The following is a 10,087-nucleotide window of genomic DNA, read 5'->3' on the forward strand; positions in this document are numbered from 1 at the left end:
CGCCGGCGCGCGCTGGGCGCTCGCGCGCCTGTGGCGCGGCGGATGGGGCCAGGCCGAAGCCCGGCTGTCCAGCCTCGCCCCGCCCGCCTTCCCCGACGCACCTTCGGGGCCGCTTCCGCTGCCGCTCATCCAGCTTGACCGGCTCGCGGCAGACGACTGGGCCCGGCTGGCGGCGGGCCAGCCGCTGGCCCGGCCCGCCGGCCCCGGCCGGCAATGGCGCATGGCGCTTGCAGCGATTCGCCACCGGTCGCTCTGAACTGCCCTGATTCCCGGAATTTGCCATGCGCCGCGCACATGCTAGGCATGCGCCGGGGTCGGATCCGGATGGCGCTTGATGCGCCCGATTTCAGGGGTTCCGAATCCGATGTTCTCCGGCAGACCGAGCCGCCTTGCCGCACTTGCGGGCGCCCTTCTCCTCGCGATCGGGGCGCTTTCCCTGTGGCTGTCGGCCGATCGCGGCCGGGCGGATGCCGCCTCTGTTCCGCCCCCGGCGGCGGTTGCCGCCGTCAGCGCCCCGGATGCCGCTGCAGACAGGCTGGAAACGCCCGCGCCAAGGCCGGAAAAAAGCCGCGAAGAACAAAGATTTGCCCGCGCCGACCGGGATGACGACGGGCGCATCGCCCAGGCCGAATATCTGCATGCCCGCCGGCGCAATTTCGACAAGCTGGACCGCAACGCAGACGGGGTTCTCCAGTTTGCCGAATATGCCGCCAGCGGCATCGCGAAGTTCGCCTCGGCAGACACCAACCGCGACGGCCATCTGGACGGCGGCGAATATGCCGCGACCGCGCCGAAACCGAAGATTCGACAGACGGCGTCTGCCGATGCCTGCCGCTGTCCGCAGACCGACAGGCTCGCTTCGTCGACGGGCGAGGGCGAAGATTAACCGAAAAGAAACAAGGGATTCAGCAAGTATTCAACCGCACGGGCCTTTCTGGCGCGGCGTCGGCGGCCTCTCCCGGCTGTCGGCCAAGTGCATATAAAGGAAAGGTTTCACACATGGCACGTGCCACCACTCTCGCGCTCGCAATCGCCGGCGCCTCGGCCCTGTTCGCGGCCTCGCAGGCGTCTGCTGCTGAGCCGTTCAACGGCCCCTATGTCGGCGCCCAGGCCGGCTGGCAGCACGACAACAACCGCTTCACCCTGCGCGGCGCCACGGGCACCACGACCGACCGCATGTCGGGCGACAGCTTCACCTATGGCGCGCAGCTCGGCTACGACTTCAAGACGGGCGAGAATTTCGTTCTCGGCGCGGAAGCCTTCCTGACGGGCGACACCAACAAGGTGCGCGACGGCAACTCCACCTTCGATGGCGGCCGCTCGCTGGGCCTGCTGGCCCGCGCCGGCGTGCTGGCGTCCCCGCGCACCCTGATCTACGCCAAGGGCGGCTGGGAAAATGGCCGCTTCACCTATCAGGAGAACGGCATCGGCGTCAGCACCAACCGCGACGGCTGGTCTCTGGGCGGCGGTGTGGAGCAGATGCTGACCGACAATGTGTCGGCCCGCGTCGAATATCGCCACACCAAGTTCAACAGCTTCAGCTCCTCGGCGCTGGATGCCGCGCTCGGCTCCACGGCCGAAGCCCGCGACAACCGGGACCGCGTGCGGGGGGGCGTGACCTCCCGCTGCGGCGGCGGCTTTGCGGGCGACCCTGCCGCCCGCCAATCCGATGGAGGGCGGGCGTTCGGCATCGGGCCGAACGCCCGCCTTTTCCGTTTCCGGCCCGGCGGTTGCCTCAGGCCGCTTCCGGCACCTTCTGCCCCGGCGCCGCCGCCACTTCCAGCAGCCGCTTTTCCAGCGCCTTCATCCGCGCCGACCCGTCGATCTTCTCGCCCGTCAGATCCGTCAGATAGAAGGTGTCCACGGCCCGCTCGCCATAGGTCGCGACATGGGCGGAATGGATCGTCACCTTCGCCCCATACAGCGCGTAGGTCAGCGCATAGAGCAGCGCGGGCCGGTCCAGCGCGTTCACCTCCACGACGGTGAAGCGGTTGGACGCCTTGTTGTCGATGAACAGCTGCGGCACCACGCGGAAGGCTTCCTGCCGCCGCCGCGGCAACGGCTTCGCCGTCAAGCGGTCCGCCAGCCGCACCTTGCCGGCAAGCGAATCCCGGATCGCCTGCTCCATCCGCGCCAGCCGTTCCGGCTCGTCGAAGGGGCCGCCCAGCGGGTCCTGGATGGTCAGATTGTCCAGCGCCATGCCGTCGCGCGTGGTGTGGATGCGTGCGTCCACGATGGTCGCCCCGCCCAGCGCGATCCCGCCCGCGATCCGATAGAACAGCCCCGGGTGATCCGCCGCATAGACGGTAACCAGCGTGGTTCCGGCCGCGGGATCCGGCTGCGACCGGATCGTGATCGACTGGTCCGACCGGTCGGCATCGTCCACCATCGCCATGTTCGCGGCCAGCACGTCGGCGGGTTCCGCCAGCCAGTAACTGTCCGGGAACCGCTTCGCATAGCCCTGGAAGCGGCTGTCGGCCCAGCCCATCACCTGCTGCAGCCGCCGCTGCCGCGCTTCCACCCGTTCGTGCCGCCCGGTCTGCTTGTGGCCCAGCCGCAGCACTTCCTCGGCCGAATTGTACAGCGTCGTCAGCAGCTGCGCCTTCCAGCCGTTCCACACGCCCGGCCCGACGGCGCGGATATCCACCACCGTCAGCACCAGCAACAGCCGCAGCCGCTCCGCCGAGGCGACGATCTCCACGAAATCGAGGATGGTCTTGAAGTCCGAAAGGTCGCGCTTGAAGGCGGTGGCCGACATCAGCAGATGCTGCCTGACCAGCCAGGCGACAGTGTCCGTCTCCGCGTCGGTCAGGCCCAGCCGCGGGCACAGCCGGCGCGCCACCTCCTCGCCCAGGATGCTGTGGTCGCCGCCCCGCCCCTTGGCGATATCGTGCAGCAGCACCGCCACATACAGCACCCGGCGCGACACGATCTGGCGGATGATCGCGGACGACAGCGGATGCTCGTCGCGCAGCTCCTCCTTCTCGATGCGGGAAAGCAGCCCGATCGCCCGGATCGTATGCTCGTCCACCGTGTAATGATGGTACATGTCATACTGCATCTTGGCGACGACCCGGCCGAAGTCGGGCACGAACCGCCCGAACACCCCCGCCTCGTTCATCCAGCGCAGCACCGTTTCCGGATCGCGCGGAGAGGTCAGCACCTCCAGGAACAGCTGGTTGGCGCGCCGGTCCTGCCGCACCTTTTCGGTGATCAGCCCCTCGTCGCGCGCGGCCTGCCGCATCGTCATGGGGTGGATTTCCAGCCCCTCCTGCGCGGCCAGCTGGAACAGCTCGATCAGCCGCACGGGATCGGCCTCGAAGAAATCGTCGGTCGGCGCCTCGATCCGGCCGCGCGTCAGCCGGAAGCCGTTCAGGCGGCGCGGCCGCCGGCTCAGCTTCGGCATCCAGGCGCTGCGCGCGAACCGCTCTTCCAGATGCGCGAGGAACAGGGCGGTCAGCCCGCCCACCGTGCGCGCCGTCAGGAAGTAGTGGCGCATGAAGCGCTCGACAGCGGACATGCCCGGCCGGTTGGCATAGCTCATCCGCACCGCCAGCTCGCGCTGCATGTCGAAGGTCAGCCGTTCCTCGGCGCGCCCGGCAAGGTCGTGCAGGTTGATGCGCACGGCCCACAGATGGTTCTGCGCGCGCTGGAACTGGCGATACTCCTGCGCGGTGAACAGCCCCTTCGCCACCAGCTCGTGCGCCTCGCGCACCTGGAAGGCGAACTTGCCGATCCAGAACAGCGTCTGCAGGTCGCGCAGGCCGCCCTTTCCGTCCTTGATGTTCGGCTCCACCACATAGCGGCTGTCGCCCATCCGGCGGTGGCGCTCGTCGCGCTCGGCCAGCTTGTCCGCGATGAAGGTTCGCGCCTCGCCCGCCATGATGTCGGCGGCGAACCGGCGGCTCGCCTCGTCATACAGCTGCTGGTCGCCCCACAGATAGCGCGCCTCCAGCAGCGCCGTCTTCACCGAAAGGTCGCCCTTCGCCATGCGGATCATGTCGTCCACGGTGCGGGTGGAATGCCCCACCTTCAGGCCCAGATCCCACAGGATATAGAGGATCGCCTCCACCACCTGTTCCACCCAGGCCGTCTGCCTGAGGGGGGATAGGAACATGATGTCCACATCGGAAAAGGGCGCCATCTCCGCCCGGCCATAGCCGCCCACCGCCACCAGGCAGATGCGCTCGGCGGCAGATGGATTGTCCCGCGCATAGAGGCTGCCGACGGTCGCGTCATAGGCCAGCCGCAGGATCTGGTCGGTGAGGAAGCTCTGCGCGCTCGCCAGCTCGACGCCGCGCCCCGGCGTCGCCGCGATGCGCCGCCGGATCTCCGCCCGCCCCTCGTCCAGCGCCGCCTTCAGCACCGCCGCCACGGCCGCGCGCCGCGCTTCGGGCGCCGCGTCGGCGATGGCCCTGTCCAGCACCTCCACAATCTTGCGGCGATCGATGATGGAACGCCGCTGGGGCACATGCTCGTAAAGGCCAGACATATGGGGCTTCTTAGCGCCGCGCGGCGCCGGCGGACAACGACCTTTGCAACAGGTCGCTGCCCGCGATGGCGCGGCCTAGCGGCTTACGCTTCCCTTGTTCACCAGCGGCGGGTCCACGCTGATGAAATAGGGCGAGGAATAGCCGGGCACCTGCAGCACGACGCCGGGCCGGAAATAATAGTTCTTGTCCTCATTCTTGTCGTCCACCTCGATTTCCGTCGGGCTTCCAACCACCCATTTGGCTTCCACATCGTCCGAATGGGCAGGGCCTGACGGATTGCCGTTCTGGTCGACATCCATCAGCACCATGGCGCCCTGGTCGCCCGACAGGTCCGGGGCCCAGCTCGCGGGCACCCAGGTCCCGTTGGGCGCGTTGACGCCGCCGCCCTCCAGCACGAAGGTGATGTCGACCCGCTTGTGGAACTCGTTCGGATCGAAGGCCGGGGCATTCGTGATGTCGATCTCGCCCGTCGATTGCACCACGCCCGGCATGGACGGCGTCGCGCTGATGTAGCGGTAGGTCATCGTGCCGCCATAGCTGTTGTCGTTCGAATTGTAGGTGCCGTTGAAGGTGCAGCCGATCGTCAGCGTCCTGTCCTGTGGCATCGCCATTCTCCCTCGTCTGTTGAACCCCCCACTGCACGGCTGGCTGCGTTCGCCCGGGGGCATTCCGAACGCGGCCATGAAAGTCGGATGGCCTCTAGGGTCCGGCCGCCAGCGCCATCAGCCTGTCTGCCGGATAGCGCGAAACCTGCCCGCCGGTTGCCGGCTCGAGGCCCGGAATCCGGCCCGCCAGCGCCTTGTGCAGCGACACACCCTTTCCATCCATGCCGGGCGCAAGGCCGGCGTTGAGCGCCTGCACCAGTGCCTGGACGGCTGCGCCCTCCCCGGCGGCCTGCCGCTCCACGGCCAGCATCCCCAGGGCCGAAAGCCAGGCGTTCGTCACCGTCGGGCCGGCATCGTCGCCCACATGGGGGGCATAGTCCGCCACAAACGATCCGCCGGCCCGCCGCGCCTCGGGCATCCGGCCGCCCGCGAACAGCGTCGCGATCTCGATCATCCGGCTGCGCATCAGCAGATTCCGGAACGGGCGCGACCGGGGGTCCGTGCCCGACAGGCGGACAGCCTGCGCCATCGCCCAGCCATTTGCCGCCTCGGCGTCGCCGATCCGCCCGGCCAGCAGCAGCGCCTCGGCATGCTGGACGGCGGCCCCCGTCGCCATCTCCAGCCACAGCATGTTGCCGGGATCGGAGGCGACGAGGTTCTTCTGGGACTCGAAGGCAATCTGCGAGCGCTGCGCCGCCGCCTCGATCTCTCCGGCGCGCAGGTGCAGTTCGGCCAGCGCCTCATTGGCCCGGCCCAGCGAGAGCCGGGCGTCGGCGTGGCCGGGATCGTCGGCCAGGATGCCGGCATAGATCGCCAGTTCCGCCAGCCGGTGGTCCTTCGCGTCGGGCACCCGCTCCAGCTTCAGCAGGGCGTCCGCCAGCCAGGCCCGGGCCTGCCCGGCCTCCCACCGCGCCGCCGAATTTCCGGGGGTCCGCCGCGCGACCTCCTCGGTGATCGCCACATAGCGCGTCAGCGGGGGCACCGCCTCCTGCGACCGGTCCTGATAGATATACAGGCCGCCCAGCGCATTCGCCGCATAGCCCTGTTCCTTCAGCCACTTCAGCTCTTTGGGATCGGTGGCCGCCATCCCGTCCGCCAGCTCCGCATAGCGGGCAAACCGGTCCTCGGCCGTCGTCCACTCCTTGCGTTGCAGCGCCACATTCCCCACCCAGAACACGCTCTGGGCATGGTCGAACATCCGTTCGGGATTGCCGGGATCGCGGGCCAACTGCTCGGCGGTTGCGCGTTCGGCCTCGCGGAAGGCCATCAGCGCGCCCTCGCTGTCGCCGCGCAGGTCGCGGACCTCGCCCACCAGGTGCAGCGCCCGCGCCCGGCGGCCCAGCGCGTCGGCATCCAGCGCGCCCAGGTCCTGCCGCCCGTAATAGGCGAGCGCCTGCCGACCCACGCCGTCCAGCACTTCCAGCCGCCCCACCGGCTCCAGCTTCTCGCGCAGGTCGGTCAGCATATATTCCACCAGCCCGTCGGCCTCGGCGCGCTGCCGTTCCGCCTCGCGCCGGCCCTGCAAAGCCAGCACCGCCAGCACCGCCATCACCCCCGCCAGCGCCAGCGACAGGCCGGAAACCAGCGCCGCGCGCCGCTGCCGCCGCTGCGCCTCGCGCTGCACCAGCGCATCCAGCGGCAACCCCGTCAGCCCCGCCGCCAGCTTCAGCAGCGCCAGCCGCCGCCCGTCCTTGCCGGGGCGGATATCGGCGGCCACCGGCTCGGCGGCGCGGTCGGTCACCGCGCCGCCGGCATCCAGTTCGAAGGCGAGCGCGGGCGGGAAGCAGCCGCGCCCGCCCGCATCGGCGGGATCGCCGTCCGCGATCAGCGCCAGCACCCGCCCGGCGCCGTGCAGATGCTTGAACAGCCGCACTTCCTCGTTCACCCAGCGCGACTGCGCCGCCGCGGGCGAACAGATCACCACCAGAAACAGGGAATCGCCCAGCGCCGCCGTCAATCCGGCGGAAAGGCTGCCCGATGCGGACAGCTCGTCCCGGTCGCGAAAGATGGGGATCAGCCGCGCGGGCACCGGCCCCAGCGGGGTTTCGGAACCGACCAGCCGGGCCGGAATCCGATAGCCTTCCAGCGCCCGGTGCAGCCAGTCGGCCACCTTCCGGTCGGAATGACTATAGCTGATGAAGGCCCTGTACAGCCCGGCCCCCCCGAAATTGCCTCCCCCGCGCGACTCCGGCCGCGCAGAGCCGAAGCTTACGCCGAATCCGGGCCGGCGCAATTGGCGCTGTCGCTGCCGCAATCGCCAACCTGAATCCTCGTAAAATAGGCGTTTCGCAAGCAAACCCCGCCTGCTAGGCCCCGGTGCGAGGGACGCAAGGGAGACGCAATGCAGCCGACGGAAGCCGATATCGCCGAAGCGAAAACCCGCGTCGGCGGCCCCTACAGCTGGTACGTCCTCGGCGTCCTGGTTCTCGTCTATGTCTTCAACTTCATCGACCGCCAGATCATGGCGATCCTGGCAGAGGACATCAAAGCCCATCTGGGCGTCAGCGATTCCGAACTGGGCTTCCTCTACGGCACGGTGTTCGGCGTCTTCTATGCGCTGTTCGGCATCCCGCTGGGCCGTCTGGCAGACATGTGGCACCGCATGCGCCTGCTCACCATCGGCCTCACGCTGTGGTCGGCGATGACGGCGCTGTCCGGCCTCGCCGGCAACTTCGCCCAGCTCGCCGCCGCCCGCATCGGCGTCGGCGTCGGCGAAGCCTCCGCCTCGCCCGTCGCCTATTCGGTGCTGTCCGATTACTTCCCCAAGGAACAGCGCGCCACCGCCCTCTCCATCTATTCCTCCGGCATCTACATCGGCGGCGGCCTGTCGCTGTTCGTCGGCGGCCTCACGGTAGAGCGCTGGAACGCCGCCTTCCCCAATGGCGGGCCGCTCGGCCTCGTCGGCTGGCAGGCCGCCTTCATGGCGGTCGGCATCCCCGGTCTGCTGCTGGCGCTGTGGGTCGCCACCCTGAAGGAACCGATCCGGGGCCTCTCCGAAGGCATCGTGATGCCGCAGGAACCGCGCCCCTTCCCCAAGTTCCTGAACGAACTTTCCAGCGTGCTGCCGCCGCTCACCATCCTCCATGCCGCCACCCATGGCCGCAAGGCGGTGATCACCAACCTCGTCGGCCTCGCCGTCGCCGTGCTGTTCTTCGCGGGCATGTCCCATTTCACCGGCAACTGGCCGCAGTGGCTGGCGCTGGGGCTGGCCGGCTATGCCGTCTTTTCCTGGTCGCAGTCGCTGAAACACCGCGACAGGCCCACCCACGCCCTCATCTGGGGCACGCCCACCTTTCTTGCCCTGGTGCTGGGCTTCGGCATGATCTCCATGACGGGCTATGCCCATGGCTTCTGGGGGGTCGCCTACGCCATCCGCACCTTCGGCGTGGACAAGGCCGTCGCCGGCTTCTTCCTGGGCGGCGGCGGCGCGCTCAGCGGCTTCCTCTCCATCATCATCGGCGGCAAGCTGGCCGACACCTTCCGCCGAAAGAACCCGGCCGGCCGCATCCTGATCGGCTTCGCCACCATCCTGCTGCCCATCCCCTTCATCCTGCTGCAATACACGACCACGTCGATCACGATGTTCTACATCTGGGCCTTCCTGGTCTCCCTCTTCGGCTCCTTGTGGGTCGGCGTCGCGGGCGCCACCGCGCAGGATCTGGTGCTGCCCCGCATGCGCGGCGCCTCCACCGCCACCTTTTTCCTGGGCACCACCGTCATCGGGCTGGGCCTGGGGCCGTTCCTGATCGGCCGCATGTCGGAACTGCTGGGCGATCTGGGCCACGCCCTTCTCGCCACCACGCTGCTGGCGCCGCTGCCGCTCGCCTGCATGCTCTATGTCTATCGCAACCTGCCCGCCGCCGAAGCGACCCGTCTCGAACGGGCGCGCGCGGCGGGCGAACCTGTTTAAGGGAACCCGAAAATGTCGCTCAGGATCAATGATCTCTTCTCCGTCGCCGGCAAAACCGTCGTCATCACCGGCGGCAGCCGCGGCATCGGCGAGATGATCGCCCGCGCCTATGTCGAAAACGGCGCCAAGGTCATCCTCACCAGCCGCAAGGCCGCCGATGTGGAGGGCCTTGCCGCGCAACTGGGCGACGCCGCCATCGCCATTCCCGCCGATCTCAGCCAGATGGCCGAAATCGACCGCTTCGCCGCCGAAGTCGCGAAGCATACCGACAAGGTCCATGTCCTCTTCAACAACGCCGGCGCCAGTTGGGGCGGCACCTTCGACGAGTTCCCCGAACTCGGCTGGGACAAGATCATGGACATCAACCTGAAGTCCGTCTTCTTCCTCTCGCAACGGCTCATCCGCCTGCTCGAAGCCGCCGTCACGCCGGCGGACAATGCGAAGATCATCAACATCGGCTCGATCGACGGCCAGCATGTCTCGCCCATCGAAACCTACAGCTACGCCGCCTCCAAGGCCGGCGTCCTCCACCTCACCCGCATGATGGCGAAGAACCTCGCCGCGCGGCACATCCAGGTGAACGCCATCGCGCCGGGCTATTTCCCCTCGAAGATGACGGCCGGCATCGCCGACGAGATCAACAACAACGCCCTGAAAACCACCCCCATGGCGCGCTGGGGCTCCGCCGAAGACATGGCCGGCGTCGCCCTCTTCCTCGGCTCCAAAGCCTCCGGCTACCTCTGCGGCGCCACGGTCACGGCCGATGGCGGCTACGCGACCACGGCCTGAGGCCCGTTGAGCGCAGGGGGCCCCGCTCCCTGCCCCCACCCCTGCCGTTGCCTCAGGGTGTCGTTGCGAACCGTTGCAGGCGCTGGAAGCCGGCCGTCATGACGGCGTCGACGGGGGCTGCAAGGGCGTCGAGCTTCGCAGACGCCGGGCCGCCGACGCTGTAGGTCATGGTGAGGCGGGTGCCACTGCCTTCCGGTTTCAGCGTGAATGTCAGGACGGCGTTCGCGGGCACATTCTGCAACGGGCCGAAACCGCCATGCAGGCGCAGCAGTTGCGGCGGCAGGGCAGCA

At 68.7% G+C, this 10,087-nt stretch carries 7 protein-coding genes and 2 pseudogenes; 5 read left to right on the forward strand and 4 right to left on the reverse strand.

Translation table 11 applies throughout. The annotated features are described in order from the left end of the window. The 3 genes and pseudogenes from ACE3O8_RS11220 to ACE3O8_RS11230 all read left to right on the forward strand — a co-directional run. A partial coding sequence (locus tag ACE3O8_RS11220) for a hypothetical protein (protein ID WP_374389765.1) occupies nucleotides 1–256 on the forward strand: 256 nt, incomplete at its 5' end. 108 nt (nucleotides 257–364) lie between these two features. Beyond that, nucleotides 365–886: a histidine kinase gene (locus tag ACE3O8_RS11225; protein WP_374389767.1), complete on the forward strand. Its 522-nt coding sequence runs from the start codon at nucleotides 365–367 to the stop codon at nucleotides 884–886. Between the two features lie 113 nt (nucleotides 887–999). Further along, nucleotides 1,000–1,539 (forward strand): annotated as a pseudogene (locus tag ACE3O8_RS11230) (outer membrane protein); the annotation flags it as partial. 196 nt (nucleotides 1,540–1,735) lie between these two features. Here ACE3O8_RS11230 and ACE3O8_RS11235 read toward each other — a convergent pair. From ACE3O8_RS11235 to ACE3O8_RS11245, 3 genes are all read right to left on the reverse strand, one after another. Beyond that, on the reverse strand, nucleotides 1,736–4,492 hold the full coding sequence (locus ACE3O8_RS11235) for a [protein-PII] uridylyltransferase (protein WP_374389769.1): 2,757 nt from the start codon (nucleotides 4,490–4,492) through the stop codon (nucleotides 1,736–1,738). Nucleotides 4,493–4,567: 75 nt separating this feature from the next. Then, entirely contained in the window at nucleotides 4,568–5,098 is a 531-nt protein-coding gene (locus ACE3O8_RS11240; RefSeq protein WP_374389771.1) for a hypothetical protein, read from the reverse strand. A 94-nt stretch (nucleotides 5,099–5,192) separates the two neighbouring features. Next, complete coding sequence (locus tag ACE3O8_RS11245) at nucleotides 5,193–7,394, reverse strand: TIR domain-containing protein (protein WP_374389773.1); 2,202 nt, start codon at nucleotides 7,392–7,394, stop codon at nucleotides 5,193–5,195. Nucleotides 7,395–7,439: 45 nt separating this feature from the next. Here ACE3O8_RS11245 and ACE3O8_RS11250 point away from each other — a divergent pair, with 45 nt between their 5' ends. Beyond that, nucleotides 7,440–9,008, forward strand: coding sequence for a spinster family MFS transporter (locus tag ACE3O8_RS11250; RefSeq protein ID WP_374389775.1), 1,569 nt, complete (start codon nucleotides 7,440–7,442; stop codon nucleotides 9,006–9,008). Nucleotides 9,009–9,020: 12 nt separating this feature from the next. After that, the gene (locus ACE3O8_RS11255) at nucleotides 9,021–9,797 is read left to right on the forward strand and encodes an SDR family oxidoreductase (protein WP_374389777.1); all 777 of its coding nucleotides are present in this window, start codon (nucleotides 9,021–9,023) and stop codon (nucleotides 9,795–9,797) included. A gap of 52 nt (nucleotides 9,798–9,849) precedes the next feature. Here the strand turns inward: ACE3O8_RS11255 and ACE3O8_RS11260 are convergent. Continuing rightward, nucleotides 9,850–10,087 (reverse strand): annotated as a pseudogene (locus ACE3O8_RS11260) (ATPase); the annotation flags it as partial.

Source organism: Sandaracinobacter sp., assembly GCF_041909755.1.
Lineage (GTDB): Bacteria > Pseudomonadota > Alphaproteobacteria > Sphingomonadales > Sphingomonadaceae > Sandaracinobacteroides.

Bases quoted from the DNA above. Each gene is read 5' to 3' on its own strand.
- ACE3O8_RS11225 (WP_374389767.1), top strand. From the start codon at position 365: ATGTTCTCCGGCAGACCGAGCCGCCTTGCCGCACTTGCGGGCGCCCTT.
- ACE3O8_RS11235 (WP_374389769.1), bottom strand. From the start codon at position 4,492: ATGTCTGGCCTTTACGAGCATGTGCCCCAGCGGCGTTCCATCATCGAT.
- ACE3O8_RS11240 (WP_374389771.1), bottom strand. From the start codon at position 5,098: ATGCCACAGGACAGGACGCTGACGATCGGCTGCACCTTCAACGGCACC.
- ACE3O8_RS11250 (WP_374389775.1), top strand. From the start codon at position 7,440: ATGCAGCCGACGGAAGCCGATATCGCCGAAGCGAAAACCCGCGTCGGC.
- ACE3O8_RS11255 (WP_374389777.1), top strand. From the start codon at position 9,021: ATGTCGCTCAGGATCAATGATCTCTTCTCCGTCGCCGGCAAAACCGTC.